Origin of the sequence: Kribbella amoyensis (assembly GCF_007828865.1) — a bacterium.
Taxonomy (GTDB): Bacteria; Actinomycetota; Actinomycetes; order Propionibacteriales; family Kribbellaceae; genus Kribbella; species Kribbella amoyensis.
The window spans coordinates 2489024-2509575 of the sequence record NZ_VIVK01000001.1 but is presented as its reverse complement, the minus strand read 5'-3'; the positions used below and the strand labels follow the sequence as shown (position 1 = coordinate 2509575).

Here is a 20552-nt window from a genome sequence, read left to right as displayed (position 1 = left end):
TAGGTCAGTCCTGGTCCAGCGGCCATCCAGATCCGGTCCAGCGCGCGTCGCGACCGGAAATCCGTTGCCCGCGAGCGCGAACGTTACTGCTCGGTCGCCACCGGCAGGCTGAACTCGAAGATCGCCCCGCCCTCGTCGCCGTTGTACACCTTGAGATCGCCGCCGTGCGCGAGCGCGACCCAGCGCACGATCGACAGCCCGAGCCCGGACGACCCGGCCGCACTGGTGAACCGCTCGAACAGGTCGTCGCGGACGGTCGGATCCACCCCAGGGCCCTGATCGGCCACGGTGACCCGGCCGTCGGCGACCGTGACGGTGACGACCGCGTGCCCGGACGGCCCGACGCCGTGCCGCAACGCGTTGCTCAACAAGTTGCCGACGGCCCGGGAAATCAGCGTCGGGTCGGCCCGGACCTTCGTCGGCGCGGTGATCACCGTGACCCGCGCAGCGCCGGCCGGGGTGTCCTCGACGACCCCGGCGACCAGCTGGTCGAGCCAGATCAGCTGCGTGGACAGGTGTTCGACGCCGGCCGCGAGCCGGGCCCGGACCAGCAGGCCGTCGATGATGTCGCCCATCCGCCCGGCCAGCCGGACGGTCCGCGGCAACAACTCGGTCCGTTGGGCCGGATCGTTGGCAGCGGTCTCGGCCAGCGCGCGCAGGGCGGCGACCGGGGTCCGGAGGTCGTGCGCGGTCTCGGCGAGCAGCACCTCCTGCTGCTCCAGGGCAGCGGCCGCGGGCCGGATCGCGCGCCCGGACAACCAGTACCCCCCGAGCGCGGCGGCGCCGATCAGAACCGCGCAGCTGATCACCACGGTGACGACGAGATCCCGGTGCCGGTCGCTCTCCGACGAGGTCTCCGCCCAGGCGACCACGGCCCCGGCGTACCGCTGGCTGGAATCCTTGAACGGCAACGCGAGCAACCGCACCGGCGTACCGTCCGGGGCCTCCCGGTCCGCGCGGACCTTGGTGCCGCCGGCAACCGCCTGGCCGGCCAGCTCGTCCTGCAGACTGCGGTCGATCGGCGTACACGGCTTGCGGCTCTGCTGGACCGGGAACGACGGCGCACCACCGGGCAGGACGACGAAGGCTGGGCAGTCGTTGGCCAGCGGGTCGCGCGGGATCTGGTCCAGGCCGAGAGTGCCGTCGTCGGTGATCAGCCGGGCCACCGACTGGGTGACCACCTCGAGCGCGTTGTCGGTCCGGCCGGACGTGCGGTCGGCGTCCAGGACGATCACCAGCGGCGCGAGCACCACCAACGCGAGTGTGTTCATGACCGTGAAGATCGCGGTCAGCCGCCAGCGCAACCGGCGTAACCGCTCGACCGCGGGGCTCCTCATCCGGCCGCCTTGGTCAGCCGGTACCCCTGGCCGCGGATCGCCCGGATCAGCTCCGGCTGCCGCAGCTTGGTCCGCAACCGCCGGATGGTCACGTCGACGACGTTCGACATCGGGTCGGCGGCGGCGTCCCAGCAGTGCTCGATCAGCTCCGACCGGGTCACCGCCTGCTCGGGCCGGACCATCAGGTACTCCAGCACGGAGAACTCCTTCGCGGTCAAGGTCAGCAGCACCCCGGCCCGCCGGACCTCCCGCCGTCCGGTGTCCACCTCGACGTCGTCGTAGCGCAGCACCGGTGGCCGGCCGACCCCGGCGCGCCGGCAGAGGCTGAGCACCCGCGCGGTCAGCTCGGCGACGGCGAACGGCTTGACCAGGTAGTCGTCACCCCCGTGCTCGAAGCCTTGCACCCGATCGGCCAGCGTGTCCCGCGCGGTCAGGAACAGGACAGGAACCGCCCAGCCCTCCTGCCGGCGGTGCCGGACGTACAGGATCGAGTCGCCGTCGGGCAGCATCCGGTCGAAGACCACGCAGTCGTAGGCGTTGACGAACAGCGCCTCGTCGGCCGCCGCGATATCACCGACGCCGTCCACCGCCAGGGCCGCCGACCGCAGCCCGGCGGAGATCCCGATCCGCAGATCCTCGTCGTCCTCTACCACCAGTACGCGCACGCGGGTCCTCGTGTGTCATCGAAATGTCATCGTCGACTTGGATCGTATGTGTCATGAACGGTCACTCGGCGCACACACCGGCCCGGCTGGCGTTCCGGGTCCTCGGTCCGCTCGAGGTCGACGGCCCTGACGGCCGGCCGGTCGACGTCTGCGGCGGCAAGCCGGCCACGATGCTGGCCCTGCTGCTGCTGCACCGGAACGCCTGGGTCAGCACCGACCAGCTGATCGAGGCGGTCTGGGCCGGCTGCGACACACCCGCGTCCGCCCAGCGGAACCTGAAGACCTACGTCTGGCAGTTGCGCCGTGCCCTCCCCGAGGAGCGGATCGAGAGCCGGCCCGGGGCGTACCGGGTGCTGGTCGGCGCCGGCGAGCTGGACGCCGACGACGCGGCCGCGCTGGCCGATCGCGCCGACAAGCTGCTGCGCCGGATCCGGTCCGGGCAGGGTGAACCGACTCCCGCAGCCACGCGCGCGGCCGAGCTGATCGACCGGGCGCTGCGGTTGTGGCGCGGCTGCCCGTACGAAGGGCTGACCGGTGACGCCAGCTCGGCCGTCGAGCGGCTGACCGAGCTGCACCGCTCGTTGCGCGAGGACCTCGCCGAGGCGCAGCTCGTCCTCGGCCGGTCCGCGGAGGCGATCTCGGGGCTGAAGGCGATCACCGAAGAGGACCCGCTGCGCGAACTCGCCTGGACCCGGCTGATGCGAGCGCTGCGCAGTACTGGCCGCCGGCACGAGGCGCTCGCGGCGTACCAGCGGGCGCGCTCGGTCCTGATCCGCGAGCTCGGCATCGAGCCCAGCGCGGAACTGACCGCCCTCCACCAGCAACTCCTCGCCGACGAAACCACCCCGGCGAACCCGGCCGCCCCCGTGCCGGCCGAATCGACCCTGCCTGTCTGGTCCGATCTGCCACCGCGGTTGGCGGGGTTCGTCGGCCGGGAGGCCGAGTTGCGGCTGCTGACCGAGCCGGGTGCCGCGGATCGGGTCCGGGTGGTGACGGTCGACGGGATGCCGGGGATCGGGAAGACGGCGCTGGTGCTGGAGGCGGCCGCGCGGATCGGGGGCGTCGACGCCCTCGTCCACCTGGATCTCCGTACCCATCGGTCCGACTCCCTCACGGCGACCGATGCTCTCGGCGAACTGCTGTCCGCGGTCCGCCCTGACCTGAAGTTGCCATCGACAACCGCCGCTCGCGCCGCCTGCTGGCGCTCGCTCGGACTGCGGGTCGTCCTCGTCCTCGACGACGTCGCCGACGCCGGCCAGGTCCGGGCGCTGCTGCCGAACACGCCCGGCTCCGTCGTCCTCGTCACCAGCCGCGGCCGCCTGTCCGGCCTCGACCGGGACCTCGCCGTGACCCTGGACGCGTTCGACCAGGTCACCGCCCAACGGCTGACCGACTCGGAGCAGATCCTGCACTGGTCGGCCGGTCACCCCGGCGTGCTGCGCCTGCTGACCGAACGGATCCACGGTCTGCCGCCCTGGACCGCGGCCCGGATCACGGCCGGCCTCGACGACCGGACCACGCGGCTGCGCGAGCTCGCCGACGTCCACACGTCCTTCGACCAGACGTACCTGGCCCTGCCCGATCCGGTCCGCAGGCTGTACCGCCTGCTGGCCCTGACCCCTGCGTTCGACGTCCGGCGGGCCGCGCGGCTGGCCGGCGCCGAGCCGACGGAAGTGGAGCCCATGGTCGACGCGCTGCTGAACCTGCACCTGGTCACGGAGCCCGCCCCCGGACGGTTCTCGGTCCACCCCGTGGTCCGCGACCACGCGTACCGCTGGCTGACCACGGTCGAGAGCCCGGCGGACGTCACCGCAGCGGCCGACCGGATCCGGATCCCGGCCGGAACCCGGCTCGAGCTGGTCTCCCCCGACGACCCGAGGGTCGCATGAGGCCCCCGCCGGCGGCGGCCACGGCACCGGCCGAGGCCGAGACCGGGAACCGGACCGCGCCCGCCGTCCCGCGGTCCACGTCCGTCGGTCAGCCGATCGCCCGAGCCGTCGCGATCCCCGAGCACCGGCCCGCCCAGCGGCCGGTTCCCGCGCAGGCCGCGCTCGGCGGCCAGCTCGCGTCCAGGTCATACCTGGTCGAGGAGCCGACCGCGCCGACCCCGAGCCACGACAAACCGACGCTGCCGGAGCGAGCGATCCGGGTCGGCCAGGTCATCGCCTGGCAGGTCGCCGTGGTCCTGATCGGCGCCGCCTCGGCCGGTTCGCGGCTGGTGTTCGTCCTGACCACCCTCGGCGCGCTGACGGTGATCCTGCTGACCGCGCTCCGGGTCCGCGGGCTGTGGCTCTACCGGTGGATCGGGATCTTCCTGCTGTTCCTGTTCCGCCGGCACCGGTTCGAGTTGGGCGGCAGCACCGCGCTCGACCTGGTCGGGGTCTTCCGCGGCCGGACGTCGGTGGACTCGATCGTTGTGCGCGACCACCCGTACGGGCTGCTCAGCCGGCCGGACGTGGTGAACGTGGTGATCCGGGTCGGCGCCGACGCGCAGTACGAGATCCTGCCGCGGCTGGTCGCGGTGACCGAGGCGGCCGACGAGCAACCGGTCGCCGTGTCGGTCCAGCTCGTCCTGCACAGGGGGACCAAGCACGACCGCTCGCCGCGGAGCTGGATCGCGGTCGCCGCCCGGCGGACCCCGGACTTCGCCACCGACGAGCAGCTCGGCCCGATCCTCGCGAACACCGTCCGCCGCCTGGTCCGCAAGCTCGACCGCGACCAGCTCGGGCAGATGCCGCTGGACATCGACGACACCCTCGCCTCGCTGAGCGCGCTGGCCCATGTGAACGCGGGCCGCGGGCAACTCCGGGAACGCTGGGGCAGCTGGGCGGCCGGACCGATCCAGCAGGTCTGCCTACGGATGGCCGGGTACTCCGCGCTGCCGCGGCCCGCCGCGCAGGCTCTGGTCGACGCGCTGCTCGGGACCGCGACCGGCTGTGCCCACACCCTCGCGGTCACCGTCACCGCGGCCGCCGACACCGACCGGACCACCACCGGCCCGGTCCAGCACGACGCTGTACTCCGAGTCGCCGGTGCTCACCCGGCCACGCTCGACGCCGCCGTTTCCGTCCTGACCACGCTGGCTCGCTCGTTCGGAGTGGAGCCGGAACGCCTTGACGGGCGGCACCCCGCCGGGGTCGCCGCCACGCTACCTCTGGGGGTCTCCCTGTCATGACCGTCACGCTGCTGAACCGTCCCGCCGCCTTCCATCAGATCCCCGCCCAGGACGGCATCGCCACCCTGCTCGCCGAGGCCCGCGACGAGGTGGTTGCCATGAGCAACCTCACCCCGGCCGGTCCGGCGTTCGGGCCGCGCGACGTCCGGCCCGGGCTGCGGTACCGCGCGATCTACCCGGACACGGCCCGGACCGCGCCGACGTTGTGCCGGCACCTCGGCGCGATGTCCGTGGCCGGGGTCGCCGTCCGGACGATGCCGCAGGTCCCGCTGAACGCGTTGATCATCGACGGCGCGATCGCGGTCCTGCCGGCGGACTCGTCCAACGGCAGTGTCGCCGTACTGCGCCTGAACAGCGTGGTGGCGACGGCGACCGAGCTGTTCGAGCGGGTCTGGCCGGACGCGGTCCCGCTGTCCGACAGCGACACCCCGGTCGACACCGACCTGACCCAGCGGGACCGGGAGATGCTGCGGTTGCTCGCCCTCGGCGTCACCGACGAGGTGGCGGCCGCCCAGCTCGGCATCTCGGTCCGGACCGTGCGCCGGATGGTCTCGCAGATCATGAGCCGGCTCGGCGCGCGCAGCCGGTTCCAGGCCGGCGTCAAGGCGGCCGACCGCGGCTGGCTGCTGGACCGGGCCAGCTGATGCGGATCCTGACCGTCGCCGCCGACCGTCCCGGCGCCTGTCCGACCATCGGCTCCGCTCTGCTCGAGGCGCCCGACGGAGCCACGGTCGCGATAGCCGCCGGGACGTACGCCGAGACGCTGGAGCTGACGGGTCGCAGAGTGACCCTGCAGGCCGAGGCGGGTGCGACCGTGGTGCTGGACGGTACTGGTGCCGACTGGCCGACGCTGCGCACCGTCGACGGTGAGCTGACCGTCCGCGGCCTGGAGATCCGGGCCGGCGACAACCTGGCCGTCTCGGCGGACCGGACGACGGTGACGCTCGAGCAGTGCACGGTCACCAGCAAGACCCGACCGGCGATCAGCGTGCACGCGAGTACGGCGTTCACGGTGGACCGGTGCACCGTGACCGGCGCGGAGACCGGGATCGTGGTCGAGGGGGCGAGCGGGCGGATCCTCGACACCACGGTGCGCGAGATCTCCGGCGACGGCATCGTCGTTGCCCTGGGCTCCGATCCGCTGGTCCGTGGCTGCACCGTGACGGCTTGCGGCGGCCGCGGCATCTACGTGTACCAGTACAGCCGCCCAGAGATCACCGACACCGAGATCGCGCACACCGGGACCGAGGGCATCGGCGTCGCCCACGGCAGTACGCCGGTCCTGCGCCGGGTCACCGTCCACGACACCCGGGGCTCCGGGATCGCCTTCGCCCCCGGCTGCGGCGGGACCGTCGAGGGCTGCCGGACCGACAACACCGGTCAGCCCGCGATCCTGGTCCCCGACGGCGCCGAGGTCGAGGTGATCGAGCGGGCGAGTGTCCGCCCGGCCGACAAGGGTGGACCGCTGGAGGAGTTCCTGGCCGAGCTGGACGGGATGGTCGGGCTGCCCGGCGTGAAGGCGGAGGTGCGCGCGCTGGTCGACGAGATCCAGGTGAACGAGTGGCGGCGCGCGGCCGGCCTGTCGGTCGGCGCGGTCAGCCATCACCTGATCTTCGCGGGCGCGCCCGGGACCGGGAAGACCACGGTCGCCCGGCTGTACGGGAAGCTGCTGAAGTCCCTCGGCGTGCTGCCGCAGGGGTCGTTCACCGAGGTGTCCCGTCGCGACCTGGTCGGGCAGTACATCGGCCACACCGCGGAGAAGACGGCGACCGTGTTCGAGCAGTCGCTGGGCGGGGTGCTGTTCATCGACGAGGCGTACACGCTGTCCCGGTCGGCCGGCACCGGCGGCGACTTCGGCCAGGAGGCGATCGACGCGCTGGTCAAGCTGATGGAGGACCACCGGGACGAGATCGCCATCATCGTGGCCGGGTACACCGCGGAGATGACCGACTTCCTGGCCGCCAACCCCGGGCTGGGCTCGCGGTTCTCCAAGACGATCGAGTTCGAGAACTACAGCGCCGACGAGCTGCTGCTGATCACCGACCGGATGGTGGCCGGCGGCGACTACCTGCTCGACCCGGCGGCCGCGAACCCGCTGACCGCGTACTTCGACCGGATCGCCCACGGCGCCAACTTCGGCAACGCCCGCGAAGCCCGCCGCCTGGTCGAGGGGATGCGCAAGGCCCAGTCCCAGCGCCTCCGCTCCCTCGGCCGGATGCCCACCACCGACGAGCTCCGCTCTCTCCTGGCCGACGACGTCCTGGTTGCCGCCGGCCCCTGAAATCCAGGTCGTCAGGCGGGATGCGGGCGTTCCACGGCGAGCCGGACGGCGAAGGCGGCCAGCGCCGTTCCGGTCAGGTAGCGGTGAATGCGCAGCCAGGCCGGGCGGCGGCGGAAGAAGGTGCCGAGGGAACCGGCGGTGAAGACGAAGAGCGCGTTCATCGCGATCCCGACGACGATCTGGACCAGGCCGAGCAGGAAGCTCTGCAGGCCGACGTGGCCGCGGCCCGGGTCGACGAACTGGGGCAGCAGCGAGACGTACAGGATGGCGATCTTCGGGTTGAGCAGGCAGGTCAGCAGGCCCATCCCGAACAGCTTGCGGGGCCGGTCCGGGGCGAGCTCGGCCGGCGTGAAGATCGACGAGGCGCCGGGCCGGAACGCCTTCCAGGCCAGCCAGCCGAGGTACCCGGCGCCGGCCAGCTTGAGGGCCAGGTACAGCTCCGGGACCAGCGCGAACACGGCCGCGATCCCGGCCGCGGCCGCGGCCAGGTACACCAGGAAGCCGGCCGCCACCCCGCCGAGCGAGATCAGCCCGGCCCGGCGGCCCTGCGACACCGAGCGCGACACCAGATAGATCATGTTCGGCCCCGGCGTCACCACCAGGCCGAAGGCGATCACGGCGATTCCGGCCGCGGCGGTCCAGCTGATCATGCTTCCTCCTCAGTTCCCCAGAGGAACTGAGAGTAGCCGCCCGCCGCCGTCACCGTGGGCACTTTCCACGGTCCGAGACGGCGCATACCTTCGCATCGGCGGGTACCGGGCTCGTATGCGAACGATGACCTGGAATGTCTGGTGGCGCTTCGGCCCGGCCTGGCGTGACCGCCAGGCCGGGATCCTCACGACCCTGCGTCGGCTCGAGCCGGATCTGGTCGGCCTGCAGGAGTCCTGGCGAACCACCACCAGCTCACAAGCCCGCCAGCTCGGCGACGCTCTGGGCCTGCACTCGGCATATGCCGGTCCGTCGCTGCCGCCGCGGCCTGACCCGGCCGAGTCCCCGGACCAGGAGGGTGTCGAACTCGGGCTCGCCCTGCTCAGCCGCTGGCCGATCCGGTCAGTACGCCGGGTGCTGCTGCCGGCCCGGCATCGGTTCCGGCCGACGACCCTGCTGGCGACCATCGACCATCCGCGGACGCCGTTCCAGGCCGTGGTCACGTGTACCGAGTGGGAGCCTGCCTACGCCGACGACCACCTCGCGCAAACCCAGGCACTCGCGGCGCTGGTGGGCTCGCTCCCGCAGCCCGCAGTGCTGCTCGGCGATCTCAACGCGGCGCCCGACAGTGAAGAGCTGCGGCCCCTCCTTGCTGTCAGTGTGGACACCTGGGCCGAGGGCAGCGGTGAAAAGGATGCCGTCACGCTGAGTTCGCGGCATCCCGAAGCGCCGGTCGAGGCGACGAAGCAGCTCGACCGGCGGATCGACTATGTGCTGACAAGTTCTGGCGGTACCGGCCAGCGTTTCTGGACGGAGGGGGTCTTCCTGGTCGGCGAACCGGTCGGCGGGGTATTCCCGTCGGACCACTTCGCCGTCGTCACCGACCTCGCTCCGTGGTAGGTCAGCTCAGGACCGGTCTGGCCTTGTCGTCCTTGCCGTGCTCACGGCCGGCCGCGCGCCGGTCCGCTTGGTGCTCTACCGTGCGTGGCGCCGGGCAGACCGGGCCGCGGCGGATCGGGCCGCCCCCCAGCCTCCTGCTCTTCCACTGCTTCTCTTCGTAGTCGTAGTAGGTGTCCACGCCTCCGACTGTCACAGTTGTGTCCTCCCGTTTCCCCCGGCTACTGCTCCTGCTGGCTGTTCAACAGTCCGTCACCGGGGTCCCGCTACACAAGCGATTCCACCGGTACCCAACCGACAAACGGACTCTGACGGCCGATTTCGGGACCTTTGTCCAGACTTTCCGGGACCCCGGGCCGGGCCGGAAGGCCTGCTCAGACTGCGAGAACGGCGACGCCGTGACCGCTCAGCGTGACTCCGTCGGCCCCCACTTCGGCGGTCCCGAAGGTCATCACCTCGTACCGCGGGGCGCGGTCGACCGGCACCACCGCGGTCTCGGCGGCCAGGTTCACCACGATCCGCAGGGACCCGCGTTCCACTACGAGCCAGTCGCCGTCCGGGCCGGCCGTGATCCCCACCGAGCCGAGCCGGTCGTCCCGCAGGTCGTCGGTCCGGGCCCGCAACGCCAGCAGGTCGCGGTACCAGGCGAGCAACTCGCGATGCGGGGACTCGCCGTGCTCGGACCAGTCCAGCACCGAACTCCGCCAGGTCTGCGGGTCCTGCGGATCCGGGATCTCCTCCGCGTCCCACCCGTACGCCGCGAACTCACGCCGCCGCCCGGTCCGGACCGCGTCCGCCAGCTCGGGCTCCTCGTGGTCGGTGAAGTACCGCCACGGCGTGGACGCGCCCCACTCCTCGCCCATGAACAGCATCGGCGTGTACGGCGAGGTGATCACCAGCGCGGCCGCGATCGCCTGCTGCCCGGTGGTGAGCGCGGGCCGGTCCCCGAGTGCGCGGTTGCCGACCTGGTCGTGGTTCGAGGTGTAGGCGAGGAACTCGGCGCCGCGGTGCCGTGCCGGATCCACCTTGTGGCCCCAGTCCCGGCCGCGGAAGGTCGAGTACGAGCCGTCGTGCAGGAACACCTGGGTGAGCGTCTTGGCGAACACCCCGGGCGCGGCGAAGTCCTCGTAGTACCCGGCCGTCTCGCCGGTCAGCAGGGTGTGCAGCGCGTGGTGATAGTCGTCGCTCCACTGCGCCGTCATCCCCAGGCCGCCGTCGGCCACCGGCTCGACCATGCGCGGGTCGTTGAGGTCGGACTCGGCCACCAGCCCGAGCGGACGGCCCACCTGGGCGGACAGCTCGGCGGACTCCACCGACAGCTGGGCGAGCAGGTGCCGCGGGCTGTCGTCGGCGAGGGCGTGCACGGCGTCCAGGCGCAGCGCGTCCAGGTGGAACTCGCCGAACCAGCGCAGCGCGTTGTCGCAGATCCAGCGCCGGACCTCGACGGATCCCTCGTCGTCCAGGTTGACCGCGGGTCCCCACGGCGTCGTGTGCTTCGCGGTGAAGTACGGGCCGAAGGAGTCGAGGTAGTTCCCGGACGGGCCGAGGTGGTTGTAGACCACGTCGAGGCAGACGGCCAGACCGAGGGCGTGGCACCGATCCACGAAGCGTTGCAGGGCCAGTGGTCCGCCGTAAGGTTCGTGCACCGCGTACAGGGCGACGCCGTCGTACCCCCAGCCGTGCTGACCCGGGAACGCGGCGACCGGCATCAGCGACACCACCTGGACGCCCAACGCGACCAGGTAGTCGAGGTGCTCCGCGGCCGCGTCCAGCGTCCCCTCCGGGGTGAACGTGCCCAGGTGCAGCTCGTAGAAGACCGAGCCGCGGACGTCCAGGCCGGACCAGCCCGCATCCGTCCAGGTGAACTGCGCGGTGTCGAACACGCGGCTGAACCCGTGCACCCCGTCGGGCTGCCAAGCGCTGCGCGGATCCGGCATCGGGTTGCTGCCGTCGACCGAGAACGCGTAGTCGGTCCCGGGTCCGGCGTCGGGAACCTCGAGCCGCCACCAGCCACCGTCCGCCCGGGACATCTCCCGGGCCTCCTTCTGGGCCTCCTTCTGGGCACCGTCCACGAGTACGAGCGACACGGTGGACGCTGCGGGCGCCCAGACGGTGAAGGTGTGCAAGGGCTAGCTCCTTGTCAGCAACGCCACCGGCAGGTCGGCCAGCAACTCGTCGATCCGAGCCGCTCCACTACCCACCGAGCGGCCGGTCAACACGTCCTGCCAGCTCCCCTCGGGCAGGACGACCGTGGAATCGCCCCAGCCACCCAGCCGGTGCAGGGCCACCGGGAGCCGGGTGGCGACCGTGATCGCGGCCCCACCGCGGGCGAACGCGACCGCGTGGCCGCTGGACGTGGGCAACGGGGTGTAGCTGCCTTGAAAGGCCTCGTGGTGCTGCCGGCGGACCCGCAGCGCGCGGGACGTGACCAGCAGCTTCTCGTCGGACAGCCCGTCCGGATCGGCCCCGTCGTCGAGCCGCTCGAGCCGGGCGACCCGCCGGCGGTAGTCCACCGGGCGCCGGTTGTCCGGGTCGACCAGGGAGAGGTCGACGAACTCGCTGCCCTGGTACACGTCCGGGACGCCCGGCATGGTGAGCTGGATGAGCTTCTGCCCGAGCGTCGCGCCCCGGACGTACGCCGCCTGGCCGGCCGCGAACCGCCGGACCGAGTCGAGCACGTCGGCGTCACCGAGCACCGCCGAGACGAACGCGGCCACGCTCTCCTCGTACTCGGTGTGCGGTGACGTCCAGCTGGTGTGCCGCTTCGCCTCCCGCATCGCCTTCTGCAGATAGGCCTGCAGCCGGTCCTCCGCGATCGGCCCGTCGTCCCACGTCCCGAACAGGGTCTGCCAGACCAGGTACTCCGTTCTCCCGTCGAGCAGCGGACCGCGGTACTCCTCGGTGGCCGAGCGCCAGGAGCGGACCGCCTCGATCCAGGCCGCGGGCTGCTCGGACAGCACGGCGAGCCGGGCCCGGACGTCCTCGGAGCGCTTGGTGTCGTGGGTGGACAGCGTGGTCATCGTGCGCGGCCAGCGGTCGTTCAGCCGGGCCGCGAACGCGTGGAACTCCTCCGGCGAGACGCCGAAGTGCTCCGGGTCGCCGCCGACCTCGTTCAGCGACGAGAGCCGGAACCAGCGGTAGAACGCGGTGTCCTCGACGCCCTTGGCCATCACCGGGCCGCAGGTCTGCTGGAAGCGCACGATCAGTTCGTGCCGGGCCTGTTCGTCGATCCGGCTCGCGGTGCCCGCCTCCCGGCCGAGCAGCAGGTCGCGGACCAGGTCGAGCGTCTCCTGCTGCTCGTCGTCGAGGTCGCGGCGGGCCAGCTCGGCCACGTGTTCGAGCACCTTCACCGCTTCGGCCGGCGGCTGCTCACCGGGCACCACGTACGCGCGGTACCGGTCGAAGTGCACGAGCAGCTCGACCACGACCTCGTGGAACGCGCGCCGGGTGTGGTCGCGGAGCCGGACGTCGTCCTGGCAGATCCGGGCCAGCAGCTCGACCAGCCGGTGCACCTCGGCGTACTGGCCGTGCTCGACCACCTCGCGCTTGGCCTGCTCGACCACAGGCGCGAAGTCCGCGGGCTCCCCGGTCAGCTCCGAGTGGTACGCCGCGAGCGGGGCCGCCCCGGACGGGTCCACGAAGAGACCGCCGACGCGGAGCAGGGCGTCGTACCCGGTGGTGCCGGCGCAGGGCCAGTCGTCGGGGAGTTCCTCGTCTCCTTCGAGGATCTTCTCCACCACGACCCATGCCCCGCCGGTCCGCTCGGCCAGCCGGCGCAGGTAGCCCCGGGGATCGGCGAGGCCGTCCGGGTGGTCGATCCGGAAGCCGTGCAGCTTGCCCTCGTGCAGCAGCTGGAACAGCAGTTCGTGGGTGGCCTCGAAGACCTCCCGCGTCTCCACCCGGACCGCGGCGAGCGTGTCCACGTCGAAGAACCGCCGGTAGTTCAGCTCCTCGTCGGCGACCCGCCAGTGCGCCAGCCGGTACCACTGCTCGGTGACCAGCTCGGCCATCGGCAGGTTCTCGGTCCCGGGGCGGAGCGGGTACTCGTGCTCGTAGTACCGCAGCACCGGTTCGTCGCCGTCGAGGTCGACGGACAGCTCCCCGTCGGCCAGCACCTTGCCGATCCGCTGACCGAGCACGGCCATCAGCAACGGCTGGTTCCCGGCGCCCCAGTCGACGTCGAACCAGTCCGCGTACGGCGAACCGGGGCCGTCCCGCAATACGGACCACAGGGCCGTGTTGAGGCGCTCCGGGGTCGGCACGGCAACGTGGTTCGGCACTACGTCCGCGACCGCGCCCATCCGGTGGTCCGCGAGCCGCGCCGCGAGCCGGTCGAACGCGGCCTGCCCGCCCGCCGGCTCGGACAGGCGGCTGTGGTCGACCACGTCGTACCCGTGGGTCGAACCGGGCGCCGCCTGCAGGATCGGCGACAGGTACGCGTGCGAGACGCCGAGGCTGTGCAGGTACGGCACCACGTCGGCCGCGGCGTCGAACCCGAAGCCCGCGTTGACCTGGAACCGGTACGTCGACTGCGGGCGGTTGGGCGGGGACGGCCGCTGCACCGTCATCCGGCGGCCTGCCGCGGCCGGGTCAGGACCAAGGTGCCGCGGGCCTCCAGCTTGATCGTGCTGCCGGCCGCGTGCGGGTCCTCGGACGCTCCGCCGGTCGCCGTCGTCGTGTCCACGGCCACCGTCCAGGCCTCGCCGTACTCCTTCGGTGGCAGCAGGAACTCCGACGGTTCGTAGTTGCTGTTCATCAGCAGCAGGAACGAGTCGTCCACCACCGGCTCGCCCCGGGGATCCGGCTCGGAGATCGCGTCGCCGTTGAGGAAGACCGCGATCGCGCGGGCCTCGTCGTGCCGCCAGTCGGCGTCCTGCATCTCGGTGCCGTTCGGGGTGAACCAGACCAGGTCGCCGAGGCCGTCGACGCCGGTGTCGCCGTGGAAGAACCGGCGTCGGCGCAGAACCGGGTGCTCGTTGCGCAGCCGGACCAGGGACCGGGTGAAGGTCAGCAGGTCCTGCTGCGGCTCGGTCAGCTCCCAGTCCACCCAGGCGAGCTCGTTGTCCTGGCAGTACACGTTGTTGTTGCCCTGCTGGGAGCGGCCGAGCTCGTCGCCGTGCGCGAGCATCGGGACACCCTGGGAGAGCAGCAGCGTGGTGAGGAAGTTGCGCTGCTGCCGGGCCCGGAGGGTGAGCACGGAGGGGTCGTCGGTGTCCCCCTCGACCCCGCAGTTCCACGAGCGGTTGTGGCTCTCGCCGTCGTTGCCGCCCTCGCCGTTCGCGTCGTTGTGCTTGTCGTTGTACGAGACCAGGTCGCGGAGTGTGAAGCCGTCGTGCGCGGTGACGAAGTTGATGCTCGCCAGCGGCCGGCGGCTGTCGTCCTGGTAGAGGTCGGACGAGCCGGTGAGCCGGGACGCGAAGTCGGCCAGCGTGTACTTCTCACCGCGCCAGAAGTCCCGCACGGTGTCACGGAACTTGCCGTTCCACTCGGTCCACAGCGGCGGGAAGTTGCCGACCTGGTAACCGCCGTCGCCGACGTCCCACGGCTCCGCGATCAGCTTGACCTGGCTGACCACCGGGTCCTGCTGGACCAGGTCGAAGAACGCCGACAGCCGGTCCACCTCGTGGAACTGCCGGGCCAGTGTCGCGGCCAGGTCGAACCGGAACCCGTCCACGTGCATCTCGGTGACCCAGTACCGCAGCGAGTCCATGATCAGCTGCAGGACGTGCGGGTGCCGCATCAGCAGGCTGTTCCCGGTCCCGGTGGTGTCGTAGTAGTGCGACTTGTCCTGGTCGACCAGGCGGTAGTACGCCGCGTTGTCGATGCCCTTGAAGGACAGCGTCGGGCCGAACTCGTTCCCCTCGGCGGTGTGGTTGTAGACGACGTCGAGGATCACCTCGATGTCCGCCTCGTGCAGCGCCTGCACCATCGTCTTGAACTCGGTCACCTGCTGACCGCGGGTGCCGTTCGCCGCGTACGCGTTGTGCGGGGCGAAGAAGCCGATCGTGTTGTAGCCCCAGTAGTTGGACAGGCCTCGCTCCTGCAGGTGCCCGTCCTGCGCGAACTGATGCACCGGCATCAGCTCGATCGCGGTGACGCCGAGCTCCTGCAGGTGCTCGACGATCGCCGGGTGCCCGATCCCGGCGTAGGTGCCGCGGATCTCCTCGGGCAGCCCGGGATGGGTCTTGGTGAGGCCCTTGACGTGCGCCTCGTAGATCACGGTCTCGTGGTACGCATGGCCGGGCGGCCGGTCGTTGCCCCAGTCGAAGAACGGGTTGGTGACGACCGACAACATGGTGTGCCCGCGGTTGTCCATCGTGTTCAGCTCGGCCGGCTTGGCGAACCGGTAGCTGAACAGCGACTCGTCCCCGTCCACCTGCCCGTCGATCGCCTTCGCGTACGGGTCGAGGAGGAGCTTCGACGGGTTGCACCGGTGCCCCTCGGCCGGGTTGTACGGCCCGTGCACGCGGAACCCGTACCGCTGTCCCGGCTGGACGGCCGGCAGGTACGCGTGCCAGACGAAGCCGTCCACCTCGGTCAGCTGGACCAACTGCTCCGACCCGTCGTCCCCGATCAGGGCCAGGTCAACTTGTTCGGCAACCTCCGAGAACACCGCGAAGTTCGTACCGGAGCCGTCGTACGTGGCTCCGAGGGGATAGGGACGACCAGGCCATTTCTGCACCTCATGACAGTAGCCACCCCCACCCCCAACCGAGGAACGGTGGCGTGTTTCGGTACCGGGAATTCACCTGGCCGGTACGCCGGGTGACGATTCGGTCCGGAGCTGGACGGACTGTTGAGTAGGCAGCGATCGCCGGTAGGATCCCGCGCTTGTGAAGACGTCCTCGGAACCGGTGTTCGTCGACTCGTCCGGACGCCGCCGTCACCGGGCGAAAATCGCCGGTGCGGTCGTCGCCGTGCCCGCGCTGGTGTACCTGGTACTGCTCGGCAGCAGCGTCCTGGGCGGGCCGCGCCTGGACACCCCGCTGATCCCGTTGCCCGGCGAACCGCGACCGCAGTCGGAACATCGCCCGAAGGTCCGTCCGACGCCCACCCCGACAGCGACCGAGCCGCGGACCACCCCGACTCGGCCGATCTCGACAGCCAAGACGACGACCGTGACCGACGTGACACAGCCGACTGACGCACCGACGCGTCCGCCGACCGTGGCGCCGACCTCCGCGCCGACAACGGTGCCCACGGCGGGCCCGCCCACTGTCGCGCCGACCAACCCGGCCGCGACCAGGACGCCGTCCCGCGGCCGGCCGGAGACCCCGCCCGGACGCACCAAGTCACCGCAGAAACCGTGAGCTCGCGCCCACCCGCCCGGCGGGCACGACGAGCACCGCTCCGTACGCACTGGGTCGTGCTGAGCATCCTGCTGATCTGCCTGTGCGGCGCCCTGGGCCTGCATGGCTACACCCACCACCTCTTCGGCACCACACCCGACGGTGAGCGGGCGGTCACCGGCGGGCGGACGACCGTACCGGCCCAGATCAGTTCGGGTGGTCCCGTGATCGACGCGGCGCCGGCCGGGGACCGCTCGGTCCGGCCGAAGCCGCGCACGATCGCGCTCACCTTCGACGACGGTCCGGACCCCACCTGGACGCCGCGGATCCTCGACCTGCTCCGCCGGGAGCGGATCCGGGCCACCTTCTTCGTGGTCGGGACCGAGGTCGCCGCCCAGCCTGCCCTGACCCGCCGAATCGTTGCCGAAGGCCACCAAATCGGCGTGCACACCTTCACCCACGCGGACCTCGGTACCGCGGCCGGCTGGCGCCGTTCGCTGGAGTTGCGGCAGACCCAGCTGATCCTGGCCGGTGCGGCCGGAGTGAGTACGCCGCTGCTCCGGCCGCCGTACTCGTCCACGGCCGACGCGCTCACCGACACCGACTGGTCCGCGATCCGGGCCGCCCGCGCGTCCGGGTACCTCACCGTGCTGAGCACGTTGGACAGCGAGGACTGGCGCAAGCCGGGTGTCGACCGGATCGTTGCCAACGCGACCCCCCGAGGGACCGCAGGTCAGGTACTGCTGATGCACGACGCCGGCGGCGACCGGGCGCAGACGCTCGCCGCCCTGGGGAAGCTCATCCCGGCGGCCAAGGCCCGCGGCTTCCGGTTCGCGACGGTCAGCGACGCGGTCGCGCTGCCGGAACCGGTCCAGCCGGCGAGCACCGTCGAGCGCGCGCGGGGCCTGGCGGTCATCGGCGCGCTCCGGGCCAGTGACGCGACGCTGGCGGTGATCACCTGGCTGTTGCTCGCGGCCGGCGCCCTGAGCGTGCTGCGAGCCCTGACCACGGTCGTGGCGGCCCGGCGGCATGCCCGGCAGCGTGACTGGGTGTGGGGCGACGGCCTACCGGTGACCGAGCCGGTGAGCGTGATTGTCCCCGCGTACAACGAACGAGCCGGGATCGAGGCGGCCGTGCGATCGCTGGTCGCCTCGGACCACCCGGTCGAGGTGATAGTCGTCGACGACGGCTCGACCGACGGGACAGCCGATCTGGTGGAGTCGCTGGCCCTGCCGGGGGTGCAGGTGATCCGGCAGGCCAACGCGGGGAAGCCCGCCGCGCTCAACACCGGGCTGCGGGCCGCGTCGTGCGACCTGGTGGTGATGGTCGACGGCGACACGGTGTTCCAGCCGGACACCGTGCGGTGGCTGGTGCAGCCGTTCGCGGATCCGTCGGTCGGCGCGGTGTCGGGGAACGCCAAGGTCGGGAACCGGGGCGGCCTGCTCGGCCGGTGGCAGCACATCGAGTACGTGGTCGGGTTCAACCTGGACCGGCGGCTGTTCGACCTGGCCGAGTGCATGCCGACCGTCCCGGGTGCCATCGGCGGCTTCCGGCGCAGCGCGCTGGAGCGGATCGGCGGACTGAGCGACGTGACCCTGGCCGAGGACACCGACCTGACGATGGCGATGTGCCGCGACGGCTGGCGGGTCGTGTACGAGGAGCGCGCGATCGCCTGGACCGAGGCGCCGGCGTCAGTCGGTGCGCTCTGGCGACAGCGGTACCGGTGGTGCTACGGCACGTTGCAGGCGATGTGGAAGCACCGCGGTGCGTGGGTCCAGCGGGGCCAGTCGGGGAAGCTCGGGCGCCGCGGCCTGACGTACCTGCTGCTGTTCCAGGTCCTGCTGCCGCTGCTGGCCCCGGTGGTCGACGTGTTCGCGATCTACGGCCTGGTGTTCCTCGACCCGTGGCGGATCATCGGTCTGTGGGCCGCGTTCCTGGCCCTGCAGGCCGGGCTCGGGCTGTACGCGTTCCGCCTCGACGGGGAACGACCAGGGCCGTTGTGGAGCCTCCCGCTGCAGCAGTTCGTCTACCGGCAGCTGATGTACCTCGTGGTGATCCAGTCCGTGTTCACCGCTGTCGCCGGCAGCCGGCTGCGGTGGCAGCGGATGGAGCGGTACGGCAGTCTGCGGACCCCGAGCGGACCAGCGGACGACCTGGCCGGCGTCGGCAATTGACGGCCAGGTCGTCCGGCGGGTCCTAGCTCACCGCGACCGACTTGGTGGCGCTGACCGTGGTGGCGTGGTCGGCGTCTGCCAGCCAGACGACGCGGTAGTAGTGGTTGCCGCGCGCCGTCGGCTTGATCGAGAAGCCGTAGTTGCCGGTGCTGTTCAGCTTGCTGGTCGCGACCGTCGGCCAGTTCGGGCCGGTCAGCCGCTGCAGGTAGACCGTCGTGCCCGGGTGCTGCGGCCGCAGGTACCCGTAGAACGTCGTGGTCGCGCCGAGCTTGATCGCCGCCGGGGCCAGGTTGGCGGTGATGGTCGGGCGGACCTCGATGGTGGCGTTGCCGCTCCGGGAGCCGAGGAGGTCGGTCGACCCGTTGTAGCCCCACGCGTACACCGTGGACACGGTCGGCTTCTGCACCGAGCTGGCCTGACCCGTCCCGTCCGAGGTGACCCGGGCGACCTCACGCCAGGTGGAGCTGTTCTTGGCCCGCGCGTACAACGACAGCGGGACGCCGGTGAGCGACGCGCCGTTGTCCTTGCGAGTGGCGCGGGTGTAGAGGGTGACGGCGCCGCCGTACGACACGGACGGCACGCTGGCCGCGATCGTCGAACCGGTACCGACGAGGACCGTGTCCACCCCCGGGCCGATCTTGCCGCTGCTGTCCTTCACCCAGGCGCGGAACGCGTAGCTGGTGGCGTTCGCGAGCCCGGTCGCGGTGAAGGAGCTCCCGGTCCCCGCGTACACCGACGTGCCGACGTTCGGCAGCGGCGGCGGGGTGGTCCCGGTGTTGCGCCGGACGATGACCTGGCCGAGCTGGGTCCCGGTCGGTACGGTCCACCGCAGCGTCGCCGTGGAGTACTGCCCGACCGCGTCGAACCCGGTCACCGGAGCAGGCGGTGCGGTGAGGTTGACGGCGTTGCTGTCGATGTTGATCTTCACGCCGCCGTGCGTTTCGTCGTGGTCCCCCTGGTACTGGTGCACGCGCTGCCGGTTGGTCCAGTACGCGGCCGGGATGTACCTGTCGTCGGTCGTGTTGGTGACCATATTCCAGCGGGCGAACCACAGGTTGTCCGGCCGGGTGTACGCGGTGTCGTTGTAGGCGCTCGACAGGTCGACCCCACCGGACGCGGCACCGACGTACGCCCCGCCGACGTAGCCACGGGTGTTCAGCTCCAGGGTCCAGCCGCTCAGGTACGACAGCACGGCAGCCTTGCAGGAGGCGGTCGAGGTGTACGCCTCGATGTCGCTGTAGATCGCGCTGCGCTGGGCGAACCCGAGTGCCTGTGCGGAGCTGACCGCGTTGGCTGCGGCGGTCCGGCCCTGGGCTCGCGCGGTGGCCGGGTCGGCGGACATCTTCTTCTCCGCCGAGTACGGGCCGCACGGTGCCTGCAGGCCGACGTCGATCAGCAGGAACTGCCAGCCCTTCGCCGCGTTGGTGCTGACCCACGACGGAGTCAGGTTCGGCTGGGCGCAGCCTCGGACGTTGCCGCTGATGTAGATGCCGACCGCCTTGTACCCGGAGTTCGGGTACAGCCAGGCGTCCATCGCCGACTGGCTCGGCGCGGCGCAGGTGTCGAAGGCGAAGCCGCCGAGCAGGCTGCCGGTCGCGACCACGGTCGGGGTCGCGGCGGTGGCCTTCGGCTGGGCCAGGCGGCTGGTCTTGGTGGTGACGCGGCCGGTGTCGAGGACCTGCCGTGCGGCGGTCGCTCCGCCGGGCGCGTAGTACGCGGTGGCCAGGACGCCGGCGTCCTCGATGCCGCGCTGCAGCTCGCCGTCGGTCGAGCGCGGTGCCTTGGTCAGCGGCTCCAGGACGAGGCCCCGGCTGCGGCCGACCAGGTGCGCCGGGCAGTCGGCCTGGGCCGTGCTGGTGCCGAGGTAGACGGCCGGCCGGTCGTACCGGACACATGCCGTCGGGTCCTTCGCCAGGTCGACCACCGGCCAGTCGGCGGGCACGGTCACCTGGTAACCACGGTACGAGACCGTCTGCTCACTCACGGCTTGCGCAGGGAGTACCCCCGTCGCAAGAACCGCTACGGGTAGGGCAACTTTCCACAGCCTCACAAGCAATCTCCTCACAGCTCCGAAGCGGCCGAGCGT

General features: G+C 71.6%; 15 protein-coding genes. 7 read left to right on the top strand and 8 right to left on the bottom strand.

The genetic code is table 11. The features are described 5' to 3' along the window. Positions 1-83: 83 nt before the first annotated feature. Positions 84-1337: a sensor histidine kinase gene (locus FB561_RS11980; protein WP_145806050.1), complete on the bottom strand. Its 1254-nt coding sequence runs from the start codon at positions 1335-1337 to the stop codon at positions 84-86. Beyond that, on the bottom strand, positions 1334-2002 hold the full coding sequence (locus FB561_RS11975) for a response regulator transcription factor (RefSeq protein WP_202880595.1): 669 nt from the start codon (positions 2000-2002) through the stop codon (positions 1334-1336). The genes FB561_RS11980 and FB561_RS11975 overlap by 4 nt, the downstream gene beginning before the upstream one ends. A 53-nt stretch (positions 2003-2055) precedes the next feature. Here FB561_RS11975 and FB561_RS11970 point away from each other — a divergent pair, with 53 nt between their 5' ends. Genes FB561_RS11970 through FB561_RS11955 form a run of 4 tightly spaced genes read left to right on the top strand, consistent with a single transcriptional unit; the run spans position 2056 to position 7458 of the window. Then, complete coding sequence (locus tag FB561_RS11970; protein WP_170284639.1) at positions 2056-3891, top strand: AfsR/SARP family transcriptional regulator; 1836 nt, start codon at positions 2056-2058, stop codon at positions 3889-3891. Continuing rightward, entirely contained in the window at positions 3888-5177 is a 1290-nt protein-coding gene (locus FB561_RS11965; protein WP_145806046.1) for a hypothetical protein, read from the top strand. The genes FB561_RS11970 and FB561_RS11965 overlap by 4 nt, the downstream gene beginning before the upstream one ends. Continuing rightward, positions 5174-5821 (top strand): helix-turn-helix transcriptional regulator, encoded by a 648-nt coding sequence (locus tag FB561_RS11960; RefSeq protein ID WP_145806044.1) that lies wholly within the window; start codon positions 5174-5176, stop codon positions 5819-5821. Before FB561_RS11965 ends, FB561_RS11960 begins: the two co-directional genes overlap by 4 nt. Next, a complete protein-coding gene (locus FB561_RS11955) occupies positions 5821-7458 on the top strand; it encodes a right-handed parallel beta-helix repeat-containing protein (protein WP_145806042.1) in 1638 nt (545 codons plus the stop codon). The genes FB561_RS11960 and FB561_RS11955 overlap by 1 nt, the downstream gene beginning before the upstream one ends. Before the next feature lie 11 nt (positions 7459-7469). Here the strand turns inward: FB561_RS11955 and FB561_RS11950 are convergent, their stop codons facing one another. Continuing rightward, positions 7470-8108 carry a LysE family translocator gene (locus FB561_RS11950; RefSeq protein ID WP_145806040.1) on the bottom strand — a complete coding sequence of 213 codons (639 nt, stop codon included), beginning with the start codon at positions 8106-8108 and terminating at the stop codon, positions 7470-7472. A 124-nt stretch (positions 8109-8232) separates the two neighbouring features. Between FB561_RS11950 and FB561_RS11945 the strand changes: the two genes are divergently transcribed. After that, positions 8233-9006 (top strand): endonuclease/exonuclease/phosphatase family protein, encoded by a 774-nt coding sequence (locus FB561_RS11945; RefSeq protein WP_170284638.1) that lies wholly within the window; start codon positions 8233-8235, stop codon positions 9004-9006. Position 9007: 1 nt separating this feature from the next. On the opposite strand, the gene FB561_RS11940 is transcribed toward FB561_RS11945, so the two are convergent. The 4 genes from FB561_RS11940 to glgX form a co-directional block, all read right to left on the bottom strand. Further along, the gene (locus FB561_RS11940) at positions 9008-9184 is read right to left on the bottom strand and encodes a hypothetical protein (RefSeq protein ID WP_238334777.1); all 177 of its coding nucleotides are present in this window, start codon (positions 9182-9184) and stop codon (positions 9008-9010) included. Positions 9185-9377: 193 nt separating this feature from the next. Next, positions 9378-11129, bottom strand: coding sequence for a malto-oligosyltrehalose trehalohydrolase (gene treZ / locus FB561_RS11935; RefSeq protein WP_145806034.1), 1752 nt, complete (start codon positions 11127-11129; stop codon positions 9378-9380). Positions 11130-11132: 3 nt separating this feature from the next. After that, positions 11133-13571 carry a malto-oligosyltrehalose synthase gene (gene treY, locus FB561_RS11930; RefSeq protein WP_145806032.1) on the bottom strand — a complete coding sequence of 813 codons (2439 nt, stop codon included), beginning with the start codon at positions 13569-13571 and terminating at the stop codon, positions 11133-11135. After that, entirely contained in the window at positions 13568-15685 is a 2118-nt protein-coding gene (glgX, locus tag FB561_RS11925) for a glycogen debranching protein GlgX (protein WP_145806030.1), read from the bottom strand. The genes treY and glgX overlap by 4 nt, the downstream gene beginning before the upstream one ends. 151 nt (positions 15686-15836) lie before the next feature. Between glgX and FB561_RS11920 the strand changes: the two genes are divergently transcribed. Both FB561_RS11920 and FB561_RS11915 read left to right on the top strand, forming a co-directional pair. Continuing rightward, positions 15837-16313: a hypothetical protein gene (locus tag FB561_RS11920; RefSeq protein ID WP_145806028.1), complete on the top strand. Its 477-nt coding sequence runs from the start codon at positions 15837-15839 to the stop codon at positions 16311-16313. 56 nt (positions 16314-16369) lie between these two features. After that, positions 16370-18466: a bifunctional polysaccharide deacetylase/glycosyltransferase family 2 protein gene (locus tag FB561_RS11915; RefSeq protein ID WP_145806026.1), complete on the top strand. Its 2097-nt coding sequence runs from the start codon at positions 16370-16372 to the stop codon at positions 18464-18466. Positions 18467-18488: 22 nt separating this feature from the next. Here the strand turns inward: FB561_RS11915 and FB561_RS11910 are convergent, their stop codons facing one another. Then, positions 18489-20450, bottom strand: coding sequence for a DUF1906 domain-containing protein (locus tag FB561_RS11910; RefSeq protein WP_238334776.1), 1962 nt, complete (start codon positions 20448-20450; stop codon positions 18489-18491). Positions 20451-20552: the final 102 nt, after the last annotated feature.